Genomic DNA, 19398 nt, shown 5'->3' with positions numbered 1-19398 from the left:
CACTCATCTCTCCTGTTCTTTTACTGTTTTGATGAACTCCCGGATTAAATTTGTATCCTTCCTTCGATTTACTTCGACTCCGCTCGACACATCCACCATATACGGATTCACTTGTCTGATTGCCTGCAGGACATTCCCTGTGTGCAGCCCGCCCGCTAATATGAGGCGATTTTTTATAGGGATATCCTCAATAACGCTCCAATCAAACGTTTTTCCGCTTCCACCACGAAAATCGATTCCAGGTGTATCAAATAAAACATAATCCGATTTAAAACAGGTAGTTTTTTTTATTTCTTCATCACCTCGAACTGATACTACTTTAATAGAAGGAAGTGAAATCTTTTGAATAAAATCATCCGTTTCCTCTCCATGATATTGTACGTAATCGAGTGGCACTTCCCGAAATGCATGCAACAAATCCTTCTGCGTTGCATTTACGAAGACTCCAATTTTCAACACATGGGAAGGAACCTCACTGGCAAGTTCCCGTGCCTGCTCCACCGTCACCCGCCGTCTGCTCGGAGCAAATACAAAGCCGACTGCATCCACTCCGGCATCCACTGCCGCTCGAATGTGCTCCTTCTCCATTAGCCCGCATATTTTTACTTTCGTCATACACGAGCACCCACCTTTCGAACTTGCAGCGATCGAATTGCCTCTCCTGCATCACCGCTTCGCATGAGCGATTCACCTACAAGAACAGCCTCTGCCCCATAAGCGGCAACACGCCTCGCGTCATCTGGATGCCAAATGCCGCTCTCGCTAATCAATACATGTTGATCGCCAAACGGAAAACGGCTTGCTATCTCTTCCGTACGCCTTAAATCCACTTCAAATGTCCTTAAATCCCGATTGTTTACACCAACTATTCGAGCGCCAACAGTAATCGCTTGCTCCATTTCATTTCTATCATGCACTTCGACGATCACTTCAAGCCCGAGACGCATTGCATATCTATAAAGCCGTAAAAGTGACTCAGCATTCAATGCCGCAACGATTAGTAAAATAACGGAAGCACCTGCAGCCTTAGCCCTGTCGATTTGCACTTCATGAATGATGAAATCCTTGCACAGTATTGGAATTTGAACCGTTTTAGCTACTGCTGAAAGATCTGCAAATGAGCCTTTGAAAAAAGGTGCGTCTGTTAATACAGAAATGCAAGCCGCCCCGGATTTTTCGTAAATTTGTGCTTGAACGGATGGGTCTACGCCGAAAGCGATCTCTCCTTTCGAAGGAGAGGCTCGTTTAATTTCAGAAATGACTTGTAGTTGTTCTGCGTTTTTCAATGCAGCAAATAAAGTCGGTCTTTCGACAAATGTTTCACGGGAAACATTTTCCACATTCATTAACATTTGCTTCACTTCAAGCCGTTTCGACAACAAAATACGTTCTAAAATTGTCATTTTACTACCACCTCTGCTTCCTTCCGATCACTGAATGCTACAACTGCCTCCAACTTTTCCATTGCATTTCCTGATAAGATGCTTTCAATGGCCATTTCCACGCCTTCCCGAAACGTAACCGCTGCACCTTCCGCAAATAAGGCAATTCCTGCATTGAATACAACAGTATCAAAACGAGGACCTCGTTCTCCACGCAATACCGATCGGACGATTTCAGCATTTTCCTTTGCATTCCCACCACGAATGGCTGATAGTGGTGCATAGGGCAAACCGACATCCTCAGCAGTCAGTGAGAAAGGGATGAAATCTCCTCTATCAATTAATACAAAAGCATTCTGTCCAGCAAGTGATGCCTCATCCATCCCTCCAGCACCAGATACAACGACCGCCCGCTCTCTACCAATCATCCGCAAAACTAATGCATAATCCATAATAAAATCCCTTCTGCTTATCCCAGTGAACTGCGCTTGCAATGGCAAAGGGTTCGTCAAAGGACCAACTAAATTGAAAACGGTCGGTTTGCCGATAAGCTTTCTTGCTTCTCCAATATTCGCCATCTTTGGGTGAAGAGTTGGGGCAAATAAAAATGTTATTCCTACCTCCTCCAACAATTCCATCATTTCCTCTGATGTAAATGTGGAACGAATACCAAGCGCATCTAAAACGTCTTGACTGCCAGCAACACTCGAAATTTTTCGATTGCCATGTTTAGCTACCTTCAATCCTGCTCCAGCTAATACAAAAGCAGCTGTCGTACTAATGTTGAAGGAACCCGAGCCATCCCCTCCAGTGCCGCAATTGTCTATATACCGACCGTCAGGCACTTGCAATGTCGCTGCGTATGACTTCATAACAGATGAAAGAGCCGCAACCTCATATGCCGTCTCCCCTTTTTCCGAAAGTGCAATAAGAAGTTCTGCTATCTCCCGATGATCCGCTTCATCTGAAAACATCTGACGAGCAGCTTCAGTCATCTCCTCATACAACAAATGATGGCCTTGCCTAATTTTTTCAATAAATTGTTTCATCACTCATCTCTCCTCTGCTCTTCTCATCTTTCTCTCTTAAAGTTCTAATAAAGAACGTGCTTTGTTTACCGTCTCTTTAAATTCCAAAGCAGGTACTGAATCCTTTACAATCCCTGCTCCAGCCTGGACATAAGCCTTTTCGTCCTTTACGCACATCGTTCGAATTGCCAAAGCAAAATCAATGTTGCCATTCATCCCTATATATCCAATTGCACCGCCGTAAACTCCACGAGGTTCGTCCTCTAATGACGAAATAATATTCATTGCTGCCTTTTTCGGTGACCCTGTCACTGTTCCAGCGGGCAACGTAGCCCGTATTGCGTCCAATGCATGCATATTTGGCCGTAGCGCTCCTTCCACTTCTGAAACGAGATGCATGACATGCTCATATCGAACCGTTTCCATATCACGCTTTAAACGAATTGACTCTATTTCACAAAATTCGCGAAGCTCCATGCAGCTTAACTTCACTAACATTTCGTGTTCCATCAGCTCTTTTGGATCATTCCGTAATTCTGTCTCTAACTTCGCGTCTTCCGCCTTATCACGGCCTCTTCTACGTGTACCTGCTATTGGATTTGCTATTGCCACACCATTCGTAACTCGCACAAGGCTTTCCGGAGAAGCACCTAACACGGTATGCCCGTCAAATTCCATATAATACATATATGGGGAAGGATTTCGCTTCCTCAATTTTCTGTAAAGTGCAAATGGATCTCCTTTAAAATCAGCGACAAGCCTCCTCGACAAAACAACTTGCTCTACAATTCCTCTTTCAATAAATGCTTGTGCCTGAAGAACACGTTTTTCAAATGCCTCTTGTGATAGGGCACAGTGGTAAGCTGAAACTTCCGCCTTGCCATCTTCTTCGGCCTCTCCCTCCGTAATCATCCGCAAAAGTGCATCTAAATCCGGCTTTCCCCGCTCCGCATCCATCTCAACATGTGTGACAATCACCTCATGTAACAAATGGTCAAAAATAATAACCGTATCATACACATTGAAATACACGTCTGGAAGCTCTTGCCCAATAGAATTAACACGAGCAGCACCATACCCGATATATCCGACAGCCCCGCCCATGAATGGGTAATCTCCTACCTCTGCAATTTGTGGCATCACCCGTTTCAATACAGAAAAAAGCTCTCCCTCATGAATATACGTCTTTCCCGTCGCAAACACATATTCCTCAAGCCGTCGGGCACTTCCCCGATACGCTTTCACCGGGTTCACGCCAATAAACGAATATCGCCCAGCCCCCTCATGCATCACTGAACTCTCCAATAGAAAACGAGAATGGCCGACAAGACGCCTAAAAATCAAAATTGGCGTCAACGAATCCCCCTCAAGCTTCCTCACCGTAACTCTCAAACTCGTCTGTTCCATAAAACCACTCTCCTCTTCTCATCTTTGCAACCATAAAAGAGCATAAACCCTTCGCACCAACGCATGAACACCACGGTATCGTATAAAATACTTTGAAAACGAATAAATTACTTCGAAAAAGCATAATTTTGGATACAGACGCATAAATAATGCCGACAGCGCAGAAATTGGATTGTGAACGCATAAGTCACGATAGCAACGAATAAATCATTTCAAACACGCATAATATCAATCCAAAACGCATACAACAATTCAACAATCCATAAATTCACAGCACCCACGCAAGAAAAGCGTTAATTGGTCAAAAGCATCTACTGCGACGTTTGATTTCCTTCGAATTATTCAGACGTCCCCGATACAGGGTAAGCTGCAAAACGTAAAGATGACGCATCAAAACATAGAACATCCGCAACACAACGTAAACCCGACGCTTCAAAACGTAGAACGGACGCATCCCATCGATCACACTCACAACAAAAAAGCCCTCTGCAAAAGGACAGTAAAGTCCAGTTGCAGAGGACGAAGATCCATTTTATAGGGATCACGCGTTGCCACCTCTATTTGAAGCCACACGAAAACAGCTTCCACTCGGCGCGTCTGAAAAGACGCTTCCCATAACGCGGGAAAAACGTCCGCCTAAAAAGGCAGCTCTCATAAGTCCATTCACATCGGTCGCGAACCAGTTTCCACCACCCACTGACTCTCTATCATCGCTTATCCGATGCTACTATTCTTACTCTACAATTTCTCAGCTATGCTCTTCTTAACTCAGCTCATCTGTTCTTGGGCGGTACCGCTCCCGGCACCTCTACCCGATCCGAACAAAAAAGTTGTACCAACCTTACTATGGATTCGATCAATTGTCAACCTTTCGATAATATATGAAATCACTCATTTTTGTATAACCTTCTTTCAAGCTGTACAATAAAGAAAAGAAATCCCGAAAAAGGTGACATTCAATGCGAATTAATAAATTTTTAAGTGAAGCTGGCATCGTCTCCCGACGCGGCGCTGATAAGTGGATCGAAGATGGCCGCGTTACAATCAACGGACAATTAGCGGAATTAGGCAGTAAAGTTGAACACGGTGATGAAGTTCGCGTTGACGGTAAACCCGTAAAGACCGAGGAACAGCTTGTCTACATCGCACTCAATAAGCCCGTCGGCATTACAAGCACGACGGAACGCCATATCGAAGGCAATGTCGTCGATTTCGTCAACCATCCGCTGCGCATCTTCCATATTGGACGGCTTGACAAAGACTCCGACGGATTGCTGCTTCTTACGAACGACGGCGACATCGTCAATGAAATTCTGCGGGAAGAGCATGGCCATGAAAAGGAATACATTGTTACTGTTGACCGCCCCATTACGAAAGAATTCGTTCAAAACATGGAATCTGGCGTTGAAATTCTCGATACGATAACGAAACCATGCAAAGTGAAACCATTAGGTCCACGAAAATTCAACATTACATTGACACAAGGGTTAAACCGCCAAATCCGCCGCATGTGCTCAGCGTTAGGTTACAATGTAAGACGTCTTCAGCGCACACGGATCATGAACATCCATCTTGGCAATTTGCCGATTGGCCATTGGCGCGACTTAACGGAAAAGGAATTGCATGAAATGTTTCAAATGCTTGATTATAGACCGAAAAGATAACCCTTCAGAAAGTCTAGGCTCCTATCATCAATCATTCAAGGTTAAATTAATAAACCACTCGGTTGTAGCCGAGTGGTCAGAATAATTAAGGCATTATCGATTTACATTACCCATTCGACACGGGCGCCGAATTGAAGGATGGGTAATTTCTTTTTTCTTCGCGAGATTTCTTTTCAAATTTTAATAAACCGCTGATGATGCACACCTATAGCGTTCATAGAATTGCTGTAACCGACTTTCCTTTCTTCACGGCCCTCAGTCTCTAACCCAATCCAGCATAAGCAATTGCTATTAGCAACTCTCCTGATCCAAGCAACATTACGCATTCGGCATATATGCCAATCGCTGGATTGTTCCAACGCTTTCCATAAATTGTGCTCTGCCAATGAAAGATCACTGTTGCCATATTGTTCAGGCTGTCAAATTGCTTTTTCTGCTCTTTCGTTAATCGGTTTCCCGGTCCAACGGCATAAGTTCCGAGTATAGTCGATCAGTTTTCATTGCGCTCATCTGAAGGTGCTCTTCAGCTCAAACTTCAACAAGCTCATCGGCCTTTGCCTCTGTAAAAATCTTACGGTAGCGTTCCTCTGTTCCGAACACTTTCTTTTCAATATCGTCAATGACAATTTTCTCATGCTCTAATATTTTCAAAACCTGGTCCAAAGCTACATCGCGGCGGTAAATATGCAAGTGTCTATCAACTTGTTCCACAGGAACACCCGCTGCAGCAAGCGCCTTTACAGCCTTTTCCGTCTGATCTACAGCAATTTGGTAACGCACTTGCTCAAACTCCGCCATATTTTCTTTTATTAAATTCCCTTTCTTCAGGAATAGGATTGACGATGTCACCCGGTCAATTTCTGCCAAATTATGTGAAGACAATAAGATTGTCGTTCCTTCATCGCGCAGCGCAAGGAGCAACTCACGCACACGAATCGCACTTGTCGGATCGAGACCGTTGAGCGGCTCATCCAAAATCATTAGCTTCGGCTTATTCACGACAGCCATTGCAAGCAGCAAATGCTGTTTCATTCCGAGCGAGTAATTTTTTACCTTTTTATTCAAATAACTCGTAATACCGATACGGTCTGCAGTATTCAACAACTGTTTCTTTGATAATCCTTGCACATCGCAAATGAACTGCAAATGATCGTACCCTGTCAAATATTCGTATAGCACCGTATTATCCTGCATAAATGAAATTTCCCGAAAAATATTCGGGTCATGGTTGTTCTTCCCAAGAACCGTTACTTTCCCTTTATCCGCAGGCAACAAATTCGTAATGATATTGAGCAAAGTTGACTTCCCTGACCCATTCGGCCCAACAAGCGCAATGATCTGAGGCTCCTCGATCTCAAACGTAATTCCCTTCAACACCTGTTCCTTGCCATATGATTTGTACACATCTGTTACGGATAAAATCATGTTTACAACTCCCCCTATCGTTTCATAAAATCCAATTATCTCCATTCTACTATAGTTACAACATAATTTGTTTAAAAATTTTATTTATTTCACAAATTAAAAATCCACCTTACCATCCGCTGTTAAGGTGGATTTTTGATTCAATTCAACTCGATTTTAATAAGTGTTGTGCATACATACAATCCATCAATTCTTTCACAGCGACTTCTCCTGCATGGATCCATCTGTTTTTATCAATAATTTTGCCATCCTGATCAATCGGTTGCTGAAATTGACTGAATCCGGTTGCATCCAATAGTGAACTTTCATCACGGTCAAGGCCAATATGAACAACATGCTTGATAATATACGGTGTACCAAATTTGATGGAAGCTTCATAATGATCAAGCATACCTTCAGTTACGACAAAAGGAATTCGGATATAGATTGTTTCTCCACCTTCCCGACATAAAATGTGATCGAAGCACCCTTGATCATAATCCCAGTTTCCACCCATATGATAACCTAATTCCCGGATGCAATCGCTCACAACACCGAATGAAGCAGTTTGGCCCTCCAGCCCAGTCTCTAATTTCAACATACTTTCTCCTCCTTTAGATTAATTCGCTATACAGCATTCTCAATAGAAGAGAAAGACATACAATCGAAAGTAGCAGATTACCACTCCTTCCGTACGGCTATACTTTGTATAACATCTACATTGGAGGGGAACTGTTTGACGACGATACATAATACGCAAGCACATTCAAATAACAGGGGGACATTTGCGCGTCGAAACCTTTGGTCAGGTATTTTGTTCGGATTAGGCTTTGTTGCATTTCTCGATGAGGCATTATTTCATCAACTTTTACACTGGCATAAGTTTTATGATAAATCGACTGTCGCCGTAGGTCTCATTTCAGATGGCCTGTTTCATGCATTCAGCTATTTTGCAACTGTTGGAGCGTTATTCTTAGTTGCCGACCTACGAAGGCGAAACGCATTGTGGCATAAGATGTGGTGGGGAGGAAAATTGTTAGGTGCCGGAGCTTTTCAGCTTTATGATGGAACAGTCCAGCATAAGATCATGCGCATCCACCAAATTCGATACAATGTCGATCTTTTACCGTATGATCTAGTGTGGAATATTTCTGCAGCGGTCATGATATTGGTCGGTATTGGTTTGGTTGTTAATGCGAGACGTGACCAGCGTGAAGGGAGAGGAGCGTTTGCTAATGCATGATGCTCATTTTCTATTGACTGATCTGCTTTTTGGTAGTTCAGCTCTGCTTGCAATTGGGCTATACATCGGGGCTGTAGTCATTACAAACAGAAGGAGACGACTTCGAAAATGGCCTATGCTCCGGTCAATTTCATTTATAGCAGGTGTGCTCGTTGCTGCGATGGCAATTGTTGGCCCACTCTCACGCCTATCTCATTCCGATTTCACAGCCCATATGGCAGGACATTTACTGTTAGGCATGCTCGCTCCGCTTCTCATTGCAATCGCTGCACCTATGACACTAGTATTGCGCACACTCAACGTACATTTAGCAAGGAAGCTTAGCAGATTGCTGCAAAGTTCGTTTGTTGGATTCTACACCCACCCGATTGTCGCTTCCCTTTTAAACATCGGTGGGTTATGGCTTCTTTATACGACCGATTTATATACAGCGATGCATGCAAACATCTATCTCCACATCATCATTCACATACATGTTTTCCTATCCGGCTATTTATTCACAATCTCTTTGGTTTATATCGATCCAGTCTCCAATCGTTTCAGTTATAAATACAGGACGATTGTCTTCATTATTGCGCTTGCCGGTCATGGGATTCTGTCAAAATTCATCTATGCATATCCACCAGCGGGCGTCCCGGAGGAACAGGCAAGGATCGGTGCCATGCTAATGTATTATGGCGGCGATGCTGTTGATCTATTGTTGATTTTTATCTTATTCAAGCATTGGTATCAATCCGTTCGTCATCGAAAGCTTGTTTCCGTGGTGGGGCGGGGATAGTATTTTTGATTCTAAACGTTTTTTATCAAAAAAGGGTACAGTAAAGGCTATTTTTTAGATCAAATGAAAATGATGACTCTTTATAGTCAAGAATCGCCGACTGTAAATAAGCTCTTTTGAAATGTATGTAGAAATTCCATATTCGAAGCCGATTGTATCAATTGCCTTTACCGAAAGTAAAAGTGTCTATAACTTAAAATTACTTAGCAACGCTTAATAAGTTTTTGGGCATATGTAAGCTTGCTACTTTTTCCACGATCAAGGATAGAATGGATAAGTGTTGGTTACGCTCAAATTCATTCATTTTATACAAACGATGTAATGTAAACACCAAAAAAGTGCATTCAAAAAGGCAGCCCTTCCCAGCTCATTCGGGAAATGGTTGCCTTATGATAATAAGTTTCGGCTTTTCCAATACAAGCTAAAAAGGTCTGTTCTGTTTAGAGCGTAGCCAATATTTCTTTCTTTTTTCGCACCCTATACCTTGACCGCAAATGCAACACTCCATAACCAACACCAACCAATAATACCGATACACCTACAAGCATCAAACACCCATTCAACACCGACACACCTGGATTATTCAATACCGTTGACACTTCCCCATTGATGATCCGGCCGATATCTAAATAGGTGAACGGGGAAAACTGCGCGTAATCGCCTAACTTGTCGCTTAGAATATAACCAAATCCGCAAATTAACCCCGCAAAGCCATATACAACGAACGCCCGTGGAATGAAAATCCCTAACAGATGCACAAGGGCAATCAAAAACAGGAAAATGCAAACGGTTAGCGCCACTCCGCTCAACACATAGTCACCTAACGGCATGAAATCAAAGCCGCCCTCAAGTGCCCTCATTCCCGTATATCCTTCAGCCTCCACCACCTTTTTACTGTTGTAATGAAAGATCGGATAATACCAGTCTCCGAAGCGATTGAATAATGTGCTGACGAGTAGAACGAATGCAAAGATGCCAACTAAGCCGGAAACGCCCACCAAGACCCCCGTAATCACTTTCCCGAAGAAAATTGACCGCATCATAACCGGCTGTGTCTGCAACGTTTGGATTGTTGGACGCTTCCCTTTCTCTCCCGCAAATCCTGCACCTGTGACAACGAGCAACAACAGCACCGGGATGAAATAGACATAGTTGTCAAAGTAGAAATGGAGCGAAAACAGACCGCTGTTATCGACCTTGCGATTCTTCTCAATATGCCATTTTTTCATTTCCTTGTCCGGCCAGCTCTCATACATCGTCGGGATTTCATCACCGGAAATGATCGGTTGAACATTATGCTTCATCAACCATTCCTTCTCAGCCTTGCTTGCTTCCAGCAAGACATAGCTGCGTGGTCCAATTCTCCAGCTCATATATTCATTATGAAATTCCCCGTTTTCCTCCCTGTTGTTAAATAACTGATATCGGTAAAAGGATTGCCAATCACCTTTCTCATATGCTTGTTTACCCATTTCATAATTGGCAAGGATGTCGCCGTAATACGCCATCATCATTTGCCACTGTTTCGGCGCATCCTCCTTGTAATACCTAATCAATGCTTCGTCTCCTGACTTCTCAGCCTCTTTCAGGTCTTCATCAATCGAAGCAAGCCTTTGCTCAGAATCGAGCATGAAATTTTTGTACATTGCTATGCTTTCATCGACCCCTGCAAAATACTCTACTTCCTTCTTCTGTGAAATCTGCCCAAGCAAAAAGAAACCGATCATAGCAAATAGGACCAGAACAACGGCGGACTGTCGCAACAATCCTTGCCGCTTCACCTTCCTCCATTCGAACAGGCTGCTATTCCGCACCCCCCATACATGTAGGGTTTTCCCATTATTAAAGGGCTTTTTCACATCTGACGCGCCTAACAAGCCCCTTTCGCCTTCCGGCAATGCGATGGCTATTGCCAGGATGAGAACACTCCAAACAATGGCACCGGCAGGAAAGACCCAAAATGAGCCACCCACCGTTTCAGCGACGATTTCTGGGATGTTCAATACATAAAAAGGATTCCAGAAAACATGCAAACTTTCATTCATCAGCGTCATCGAATATCCGACCGATCCGACGAATCCCGTTAATACCAAAACTGAAAAAGAGCTTTTTAGTTGCGTGCTCAATAATATGATGAAACTGAATACCAACGCACCTGCGGCAAAAAACAGCACAAAGCTTCGAGCCAAATAAGCCGATGTCGAGATGAATGAGAACACCTCTCCGGATTGGACAAGCTGCGGATAATCAAAACGCCAAGCTTGCTCACCGAACAGATAAGGAATGAGCAAACCGATACAGGCGACCAAGAGAATAAACACAAGTATGACGAAGAGCTTCCCCGCAAACTTCATTAAAATCCGCTGCCTTCTTGGAATCGGCTGCGTTTTCAAGGTAAGCCACGTCTGCTGCTCTTTTTCAGCTGTCAGTGCATTGCCAAAGAACAGCACTAAGAACACAATCGCTCCAGCGCTTAAAAGAATATCCGTACTTTGCTTAAGGACAAGTGCAGGCGCAAGGGGAAATTCGTCGTCCACATAAGGAAGGTCATGCGCAAGAAGCCACTCGTTCTTTTGGATGGCCTTCTCCCTTTCCAGTCCATACAGCGAACTGAACCCGCCCTCCACTTCCTCAAACGCTTCCACGCTTTTCAAAAATTCCTGTTCAATGGAAGGGATCTCATCCCACTTTTCACTGTGAACAATTCCTTTCCAGCGAAAGATGATCGTTCCCATTTCAATAACATGCACTTGCTGTTGCTTCATCTCTTCGTCCAGTCTATCCTTTAATTCGCCATCCTTATAGAAATTATAAAGGCCGTCCACCTCCTCAGAATAAGGTCGGATCACCTCCGAATACCTTTCTTGCATAGCCTCCTTTTTAGAAAAGTTCTGATTAAAGACAAAACCCACACCTAACAGGACAACGACCAGCAACCAAATCAGCTTCTTCTGCCGAAAGATCTTTTTTAGTTCAAATTTTAGTAAACCCATATAACCACACCTTCTTTTAGGTTGTTGCTTCAACTGATTTTCCCTTTCTTCACATACACTCTATTAAGAACCATGATCAAAAAAATAGCTTACAAGTCCTAAGTAACCTTCATACCCGTCATCACTACTATAAAAGTAAAGTCTCGGTGGAATCACCACAAATCGAAGTTCCTCAGTTACCTGCTTACTCTTTTGATAAAGCTCAATCTCCTGCTGGCCTTCGCTCGCCAAAACGAACTGATTTTGAACACCTACAGTTACCGAAAACACTGCAATGAGACTTATAATAAACATGAACGTTTTTCTTCTCATTTTTACACTTCTCGCATATTTAAGAATATAGGCCGATGATTCCGATAATCTAACCAATCCATATTCCACCATGTTTTGCTATTGCATTTTTTATATAATCAAACAATCAAGTTATTGATTAATACAGATTCATCTATGAGTTGCGCAAGTATTGGATGAATTTACCAAAAAACATAAATTAGTATTAAAGACCTTCACTGAAGCAAAAAAACTAATTGGCAAAATTGATTTTAGCAAGCTATTTGATGCTCTGGATGCTTCTATCAAAGCCATTGAGGCCCAATACATTTACATTGTTTTCGCCAACACCTCATTCCCTTTTCTCGTGCCAACCCTAGACCGCAAAATCAACACACCATATCCAACTCCAACTAATAAAACCGCCGCACCTAGAAGCACGAAACACCCATTCAACACCGACACACCCGGATTATTCAGCACTGTCGATACTTCCCCATTGACGATTCGGCCGATATCCAAATAGGTGAACGGGGAAAACTGCGCGTAATCGCCTAGTCCGTCACTCAAGAAATACCCAACTCCACTGATTAACGCGACACTGCTATATACTACAAATGCGCGTGGCATGAAAAGCCCGGCTACATGTACCATCGCAATCAAAAACAGGAAGATGCAGATGGATAGCGCCACTCCGCCCAGCACATATTCACCTAACGGCATAAAATCAAAACCGCCTTCAAACGCCCTCATCCCCGTGTAGCCTTCAGCTTCCACTACCTTTTTGCTGTTGTAATGGAAGATCGGATAATACCAGTCACCGAAGCGATTGAACAGCGTGCCGACGAGTAGGACGAATGCAAAGATGCCAACTAACACGGAAATCCCTACTAAAACCGCCGTAGTCACTTTGCCAAAGAAAACCGACCGCATAGCAACCGGCTGCGTCTGCAGCGTTTGAATCGTAGGACGCTTCCCTTTCTCACCTGCAAATCCTGCACCCAACACGAATAGCAAAGGCACTATTGGAATGAAATAGACATAGTTATCAAAGTACAGATAAAGTGAAAACAGTCCGCTGTTATCGATCTTTCGATTTTGCTCAACATGCGCCTTTTTCTTTTCCTTGTCTGGCCAAATTTCATAAATCGTCGGGATTTCATCACCTGATATGATCGGTTGGACATCATGTTTCATTAGCCATTCCTTCTCTGCTTTGCTCGCTTCGAATATGACATAGCTGTATGGCCCAAGTTCCCAGTGGATACCTTCTGGGACTAATTCCCCGCTCGTCACCATATTATTGAAAAGTTGATATTCATAAAATGATTGCCAATTTCCCTGCTCGTAAGATCTTTTGCCCATTTCATTATTCAATAGAACGTTTTGGTAGAAATTCAGAACTTCTTCTCCTCGCTTAACATCCTCCTTGGAAAATAATATTGTAAGCTCATCGCCTGTAGCTTCGGCTTCTTTCAATTTCTCTTCAGATAATGCAACCCACGTTTCCGCTTCTGGCACTACTACATCTCTATAGCTCACTATTTTTTCATCTAATGCCTTTATATACTCAGCCTCTTTCTTCTGCGAAATCTGCCCAAGCAAAAAGAAACCGATTACGACAAAAAGCACCACCACAATAACGGCCTGCCTCAACAACCCGTGCCGCTTCAACTTCCGCCACTCAAACAAGNCGCCGAATAATCCCCTCTCCCCTTCAGGCAACACCATAGCCGCCACTAACAAAAGCGCACTCCAACAGACCGCCGCTAGTGGATATAGCCAAAATAACGAGCCATCCACCGTTTCAGAGACAATCGTCGTCATGCTCAGTAAATGAAAAGGATTCCAAAACGCCTGCATTCCTTCATTCACCAACGTTGCCGAATAACCTACAGCACCAACAAACCCCGTCAACACCAAAACGGCAAATGTGCTTCTGAAATGCGTACTCAACAGCATGACGAAACTGAAAACCAATGCGCCCACACAGAAAAACAACAAAAAAATCCGAGCCAAAAACACACTTGTTGAAATAAATGTGAATTCCTCTCCATATTGGATAAGTTGCGGATAAGTGAAGTTCCATGCCTGCTCACCGAATGCATAAGGGATCAATAGTCCGACAGATAAAACCATCAATAGAAAAGCAAAAAGTACAATGAGCACCCCTACATACTTCGCCAAGATGCGCTTCCATCTGGCAATCGGCTGTGTTTTCAGCATCAACCAAGTCTGCTGTTCTTTTTCAGACGTCACAACATTTCCAAAGAAAAGGACGAGAAGCAAAATTCCGCCAACACTTAATAAAAGGGTTGAACTTTCCTTTGCTACAAGAGCCGGTGAAAGGGGGTATTCTTCATCCACATAAGGAAGCTCATGCCCAAGAAGCCAATTATTTTTCTGTATGAATTTCTCCCGTTCCAACCCATACAGCGAACCAAATCCACCTTCTGCCTGTTCAAATAACGCTACAGCCTCCACGAAATCTTGTTCAATGACTGGAATTTCACTCCATCCCCCGTTTTGGATGGCCCCTTTCCAACGAAAGAAGATTGTTCCTAATTCAACAATGTGCTCTTGTTGCTTCCGCATCGCTTCATCTTATCTTCGTATTCGAGTCCTTTATAAAAATGGTACCGAGCGTCAACCTCCTCCGAGTACGGGTGAATTGTTTCCAAGGCTCTTTCTTTCACGGACTCCCGCTCGGAAAAGTTCTGAAAAAAGATACCCCCGATACTTAAAAACACGACCAATAACAACCAAACAAGCTTCTTTTGCCGCCAAATCTTCTTCATTTCAAATTTCAATAAACCCTTAACGCTACATCCCTCACATCAGCGTTCATGCCGTTGCTCAATTATTAGGTTCAGTTCTGACAGTACAGTTTCTGAAAACATACAGATTAATATAGCAAAGCCCTTCCCCTTAGCATATTAAAGGAAGGGCACATTCTTACTCGGTTTGCTCGATCAGTTGCCTAGTAGAAGGCATTGGGTAAGGGAGGTCATATCGGTATAGTGTACCAGAGTATCTGTTGAGTCCTGGTTCAACGGAGTAATCAAATTGTAAACATCCCCGGTACGTAACTCCTAAATATTTTGTTTCAAAATATTTGTACGGCATAGCAAAACCGACATCAACTACTGCGTGAGCAATCATTCGTGGATAGTCTTCGACACTATTCGGTTGGAAGTTTGTCGCACCTTAATCCACCGATACCTGACTACCTTGAGCAAAAATCGCAATTGCCATCACCAAACTAAGAAACGCCAACTTTACTAATCTGTCCGTAGTTCCATATTCTTTTTATTTTTACGCTCCTTGTAGCATATTTAAGAATATCGGCGGACAATTCTTATAATTTAATCATTCCATATTCCACCATGTTTGTCCATAACTATTTTTTGCACAAATCAAACAATTAAACTATTGATTAATACTTATTTTCAGTAGTGAGTTGCGCAAATTTCAGACAAACTCCCCCGAAAACTAAAATTAGTAGTAAAAACCATTAATTAAGCAAAAAATAAATTGCTAAGTCATCCTCATTTTATTTAACCTTATCGAACAAATTCGCATCCATAAAACATATTTTACGCAAGCGTAAACCAAGCATAAGAGAGAAAAATATTACGCTTATACAGAGCCTTCAATTTCTTCTAACATTCTTGGCAGCTCTTCGTTACCCTCATTACTTGCTTTGATATCAATTTGATTCGATAAGACAAACACGATTACCAGTAACCCAATACACCACCCCCTCACTCAACTATCTGTCGATAATACTCAACTGCTTTTTTGTACTTACGCTTAGATGCATAGAACTCCGCTAATCTCTTAGAGTAGTGCTTTGTCTGGTTCTTATCCTTCCTTTTCTGAAAATAGCGAACTGCAGTTAAAAGGGACACTTCAATCCGTTCATCATTTTCTTCATATAATGCTTGATACACATCAAATTGAGTTTCAAATCTTTTGCGCATTGGTGCACTCAATTTAGGGAGGATGCGATATCCTTCTTCAAGCCAATGACGAATATCTTTCCGATTCCCTAATTTGGCATGCTCATTTAGAAGAGAAAGCATGGAATAAACTTGCTGCTCCGGTTGCTTTTTGCACGTAATTGCCTGCAGGAAATGCGATATGGCCAAGTCCGTATGGTTGATAGCCGAATATACAGCCCCTATATTTTGATAAATCACTCCAAGGAAAGTTTGCAAATCAAACTGGCGACTCACCTTTTCAGCTAGCTGAAACGTTTCAAGAGCACGATCCATTTGTCCGATCTGTTTATAGGCAACTCCACTAACCAGATAACATTCCACTACTCTACGGCCTACCATTATTGACTGAAAAAAATTCAATGCTTCCTTTGCTTTTTCTAATGCCTCAAATTTCTGCCCATCAGCCATTAATGCAATCGATAAAACATAATAAAAATCGGCTCGTTCAAAATTAGAGAGCGGAAGAATCCCCATTAAGTTTAGTGCTTCTGAAAAACAGTCCAGACACACTTTCAATTCACCCACTCCATAACTAGCCATTCCTTTAATTTGTTGAACGCGGAATGCTTGGATTGGTGTTAAGTCAGTTTCAGTGAACTTGGCTAACGCTTGTAGTATATTTTCTTCTTGCTTATGCAGGACTGATTGCGCTCTTATGAGCATCAACTCCAAGTCAATTCGTAACGCCACTTCAACGGGCACTTTAAGCAACAACATATTTAACTCTTCCATTAGCTGTGCTGCGCCTTTTTGATCCCGTAAATTAATGATTGTTTCGAGACGTTCTTGCAGATGCTCTATTTCCACGTTTTTACTTTCATCATCAACTATCGGCACACCGAGTCTCTCCGAAAGCTTCCGCAATAACTCCTTGCTTGGATCGATTTTCCCGTTTTCAATTCTGCTCAAGTGAGAAATCGAACATATTTCTTTCGCCAAAGTTTCCTGCTTCATATTTTTCCGAAGGCGCTCTGTTTTGATAATCGTTCCGATAGTCATTTGTATCACCCACTTTATATATTTTGTTCTATTCTATCATTTTCAAAAATTTAATAAACTGTTATTCTTTGTAATATATGACAAATAGAATGATGCCTATCTATTATTTCCGTAATTCCGCCCAGACCAATCAAGCTGCTGAAAAGGATTGCAGGTCAAAACAGAACACGCCATCTTTTCACCCCACTCATTCTTTGTAATTGGATATAGAAAAACGGTGATATGTTTAACCTATCACCGTTTCAATAATCATGATTCATTTAAACAAATAAAACTGTAGACAAGTAGACAACAAACGTAACCGTAATTGCGCTTAGAATTGTTGAAAACAAAACAGTTTGCGCAGCCAAGTCCGGGCATATATCATATTCCAAAGCTAGCGTAGAACTATTCCTTGATGTCGGGAAGGAGCTTGCGATGAACAACGATTGAGCAACAACGCCATCGATCCCAAATAGGAAAATAAGTAGTAACGAAACGGCAGGACCAATGATTAACCTTCCGACACTACTTAAAATAATCGTTCGGTTCACAATCGTTTGAAGTTCTATTTGCGCGAGCTGTGCGCCCAATAAAATGAGTGCAATTGCCAAGAAAGCATCAGAAAGATGGCTTATTGGCGCATAGATTGGACCTGGAATCGGTACATGCAGCCAATTCAACAAGGCACCAAGCAGCATGGCGTGTATAATCGGCATTTTTAACAGAGATTTCAATATTTCCAGTCCCGACTTCGTCGCGGAAATTAAATTATATAACCCATATGTATACGTTAAAATATTTTGGAATACCATCACTATAATTTGGATGGATATGCCTAAAGGATTTGCCTGAAACAGCAGTTGACTCACCGGGATGCCGTAGTTCCCTGAATTGATAAGCGAAATGCTGTTTTTAAAGATTGCTGATTCCCCTTTGTCTAACTTGAGCAGCTTTCCCAATAAAATGGTTACAGCAATTAATAATAGGCTGAAGACAATTAAATATCCGATGATTTCCAAAAGGACTTGGACGTCAATTTCTGTCTCATAAAGATTGATAAAAACAGCAGCTGGCATAAGACAATATGTAATCAAATTCGAAATCGCCCGTAAGTTAAATGAAAACTTTCTTTGCAATACTGCTCCGATCATAATCAGAATTAATATTGGTATGATGACATTTAAAAATATTGTTCCTATAAACATAGTGACCTCCCCCTGTTAATAGGTTCATATTCCAACCCTTCTACTCGAGTATACAGGAAAAAATCATCATCGTTACCACAAAAAACGGCAAGATGTTTTGCACAACGATTCATTGTGCGACCACATCGCGCCGTCAATTATGCTCTTATTCATTCTTCAATAGCTTTGTTAAAAATTCCTTGTCACCTTGGTACGTTATTTTTGCAATCCCTTCTGGGCGGACAATCGCAATTCCTTTGATTTCTCCTTCAAGCTTTTCTTCTCCGCCCTTTTCATACTCAACAGTAGCAGTGAAGTTGTAGTTCGTCGGTGTATCTTCGTTTTGTTTGATTTCTATTTTCTTTATGGCTGTTTCGTAGCCATGTTCCTCAGCCGCGAGATGGAACTGTGACACCTGACCTGTTGTCTTGAAATGTTCCAAGCCGCTTTCCGTTAAATAGGTTCCATACGTTTCTTTTAAGAACGATTCATATTCCTCACTTGGCGTCCCATCATCATTTATCTCCAACCATTTCCAAAGCTCATCGTTCGCTTGTATCGCCTCTTCATTCGGTGCAATCAAGTCATACTCTAAAAACGATTCGATCAGCTCGATGTTTTGATCTTTCTGTTCCTCTTGAGAACACCCCACTATTAACATACTTAAAACAATTAATGATAGAGCAATACTTTTCTTTCCATAAAAAACTTTTTTGATAAAAATTGCTATCCCCCGTTGATAATCATTTTCTTTTTACCAATAGCCTCCCTTTCTTCTCCTTCTTATCTTATAGAGGGAAGACAAATATTGAGTTTCAATTTTCAAACAGCCTAAATACCCCTTCAATCCTTCATGCACTTTTTATAAAGCTGATGATAGTCTAAATTTAGGACTCATTGAATTGGGAGAGTTATAATAAACTTATCCAATTGAGCGGAGTGAAAAAGATGAAACGACAATATGATAAAGAATTTAAAATGGATGCAGCTAAGTTAGTTGTGGAAACAGGAAAAACGGCGGCCCAAGTGGCAAGGGACATGGGAATCGCAGAACAGACGC

General features: G+C 42.2%; 15 protein-coding genes and 1 other annotated feature. Of the genes, 4 read left to right on the top strand and 11 right to left on the bottom strand.

From position 1 onward, the window contains the following. Positions 1-3: 3 nt before the first annotated feature. Genes ACFQ38_RS08135 through ACFQ38_RS08120 form a run of 4 tightly spaced genes read right to left on the bottom strand, consistent with a single transcriptional unit; the run spans position 4 to position 3817 of the window. On the bottom strand, positions 4-615 hold the full coding sequence (locus ACFQ38_RS08135; RefSeq protein ID WP_336824914.1) for a phosphoribosylanthranilate isomerase: 612 nt from the start codon (positions 613-615) through the stop codon (positions 4-6). Further along, positions 612-1403, bottom strand: coding sequence for an indole-3-glycerol phosphate synthase TrpC (gene trpC / locus ACFQ38_RS08130; protein WP_336824915.1), 792 nt, complete (start codon positions 1401-1403; stop codon positions 612-614). Before trpC ends, ACFQ38_RS08135 begins: the two co-directional genes overlap by 4 nt. Next, positions 1400-2431 carry an anthranilate phosphoribosyltransferase gene (trpD, locus tag ACFQ38_RS08125; protein ID WP_336824916.1) on the bottom strand — a complete coding sequence of 344 codons (1032 nt, stop codon included), beginning with the start codon at positions 2429-2431 and terminating at the stop codon, positions 1400-1402. Before trpD ends, trpC begins: the two co-directional genes overlap by 4 nt. A gap of 36 nt (positions 2432-2467) precedes the next feature. Then, positions 2468-3817 carry an anthranilate synthase component I family protein gene (locus ACFQ38_RS08120; protein WP_336824917.1) on the bottom strand — a complete coding sequence of 450 codons (1350 nt, stop codon included), beginning with the start codon at positions 3815-3817 and terminating at the stop codon, positions 2468-2470. Positions 3818-4329: 512 nt separating this feature from the next. Beyond that, positions 4330-4567: a binding site (T-box leader), on the bottom strand. Positions 4568-4776: 209 nt separating this feature from the next. Between ACFQ38_RS08120 and rluF the strand changes: the two genes are divergently transcribed. Next, on the top strand, positions 4777-5481 hold the full coding sequence (gene rluF / locus ACFQ38_RS08115; protein WP_381480334.1) for a 23S rRNA pseudouridine(2604) synthase RluF: 705 nt from the start codon (positions 4777-4779) through the stop codon (positions 5479-5481). 528 nt (positions 5482-6009) lie between these two features. On the opposite strand, the gene ACFQ38_RS08110 is transcribed toward rluF, so the two are convergent. Further along, positions 6010-6906: an ABC transporter ATP-binding protein gene (locus tag ACFQ38_RS08110; RefSeq protein ID WP_336824919.1), complete on the bottom strand. Its 897-nt coding sequence runs from the start codon at positions 6904-6906 to the stop codon at positions 6010-6012. Between the two features lie 145 nt (positions 6907-7051). Then, entirely contained in the window at positions 7052-7486 is a 435-nt protein-coding gene (locus tag ACFQ38_RS08105; protein ID WP_336824920.1) for a YugN family protein, read from the bottom strand. Between the two features lie 144 nt (positions 7487-7630). Here ACFQ38_RS08105 and ACFQ38_RS08100 point away from each other — a divergent pair, with 144 nt between their 5' ends. Next, the gene (locus ACFQ38_RS08100; RefSeq protein WP_336824928.1) at positions 7631-8128 is read left to right on the top strand and encodes a DUF2243 domain-containing protein; all 498 of its coding nucleotides are present in this window, start codon (positions 7631-7633) and stop codon (positions 8126-8128) included. Beyond that, a complete protein-coding gene (locus ACFQ38_RS08095; RefSeq protein WP_336824921.1) occupies positions 8121-8906 on the top strand; it encodes a cytochrome c oxidase assembly protein in 786 nt (261 codons plus the stop codon). Before ACFQ38_RS08100 ends, ACFQ38_RS08095 begins: the two co-directional genes overlap by 8 nt. Positions 8907-9346: 440 nt before the next feature. Here the strand turns inward: ACFQ38_RS08095 and ACFQ38_RS08090 are convergent, their stop codons facing one another. From ACFQ38_RS08090 to ACFQ38_RS08070, 5 genes are all read right to left on the bottom strand, one after another. Next, the gene (locus tag ACFQ38_RS08090; protein ID WP_381480333.1) at positions 9347-11899 is read right to left on the bottom strand and encodes an ABC transporter permease subunit; all 2553 of its coding nucleotides are present in this window, start codon (positions 11897-11899) and stop codon (positions 9347-9349) included. 63 nt (positions 11900-11962) lie between these two features. Continuing rightward, positions 11963-12268: a hypothetical protein gene (locus tag ACFQ38_RS08085; protein WP_336824923.1), complete on the bottom strand. Its 306-nt coding sequence runs from the start codon at positions 12266-12268 to the stop codon at positions 11963-11965. A 3665-nt stretch (positions 12269-15933) separates the two neighbouring features. Further along, the gene (locus ACFQ38_RS08080) at positions 15934-17172 is read right to left on the bottom strand and encodes a helix-turn-helix domain-containing protein (RefSeq protein WP_381480332.1); all 1239 of its coding nucleotides are present in this window, start codon (positions 17170-17172) and stop codon (positions 15934-15936) included. A 260-nt stretch (positions 17173-17432) separates the two neighbouring features. Further along, positions 17433-18359 carry an AEC family transporter gene (locus tag ACFQ38_RS08075; RefSeq protein ID WP_381480331.1) on the bottom strand — a complete coding sequence of 309 codons (927 nt, stop codon included), beginning with the start codon at positions 18357-18359 and terminating at the stop codon, positions 17433-17435. 145 nt (positions 18360-18504) lie between these two features. After that, on the bottom strand, positions 18505-18990 hold the full coding sequence (locus ACFQ38_RS08070) for a hypothetical protein (protein ID WP_381480330.1): 486 nt from the start codon (positions 18988-18990) through the stop codon (positions 18505-18507). Positions 18991-19286: 296 nt separating this feature from the next. Here ACFQ38_RS08070 and ACFQ38_RS08065 point away from each other — a divergent pair. Then, a partial coding sequence (locus ACFQ38_RS08065) for a transposase (RefSeq protein WP_381480379.1) occupies positions 19287-19398 on the top strand: 112 nt, incomplete at its 3' end.

The sequence above is a fragment of the Sporosarcina contaminans genome, from assembly GCF_042679045.1.
In the GTDB taxonomy this organism is placed as follows: domain Bacteria; phylum Bacillota; class Bacilli; order Bacillales_A; family Planococcaceae; genus Sporosarcina; species Sporosarcina contaminans.
This window is presented reverse-complemented; position numbering and strand designations above follow the sequence as displayed.

Excerpts from the sequence above, each read along its gene's own strand:
- ACFQ38_RS08120 (WP_336824917.1), bottom strand. The coding sequence starts at position 3,817 with ATGGAACAGACGAGTTTGAGAGTTACGGTGAGGAAGCTTGAGGGGGAT.
- trpC (WP_336824915.1), bottom strand. The coding sequence starts at position 1,403 with ATGACAATTTTAGAACGTATTTTGTTGTCGAAACGGCTTGAAGTGAAG.
- ACFQ38_RS08075 (WP_381480331.1), bottom strand. The coding sequence starts at position 18,359 with ATGTTTATAGGAACAATATTTTTAAATGTCATCATACCAATATTAATT.
- trpD (WP_336824916.1), bottom strand. The coding sequence starts at position 2,431 with ATGAAACAATTTATTGAAAAAATTAGGCAAGGCCATCATTTGTTGTAT.
- ACFQ38_RS08080 (WP_381480332.1), bottom strand. The coding sequence starts at position 17,172 with ATGACTATCGGAACGATTATCAAAACAGAGCGCCTTCGGAAAAATATG.
- ACFQ38_RS08110 (WP_336824919.1), bottom strand. The coding sequence starts at position 6,906 with ATGATTTTATCCGTAACAGATGTGTACAAATCATATGGCAAGGAACAG.
- rluF (WP_381480334.1), top strand. The coding sequence starts at position 4,777 with ATGCGAATTAATAAATTTTTAAGTGAAGCTGGCATCGTCTCCCGACGC.
- ACFQ38_RS08135 (WP_336824914.1), bottom strand. The coding sequence starts at position 615 with ATGACGAAAGTAAAAATATGCGGGCTAATGGAGAAGGAGCACATTCGA.
- ACFQ38_RS08105 (WP_336824920.1), bottom strand. The coding sequence starts at position 7,486 with ATGTTGAAATTAGAGACTGGGCTGGAGGGCCAAACTGCTTCATTCGGT.
- ACFQ38_RS08095 (WP_336824921.1), top strand. The coding sequence starts at position 8,121 with ATGCATGATGCTCATTTTCTATTGACTGATCTGCTTTTTGGTAGTTCA.
- ACFQ38_RS08090 (WP_381480333.1), bottom strand. The coding sequence starts at position 11,899 with ATGGGTTTACTAAAATTTGAACTAAAAAAGATCTTTCGGCAGAAGAAG.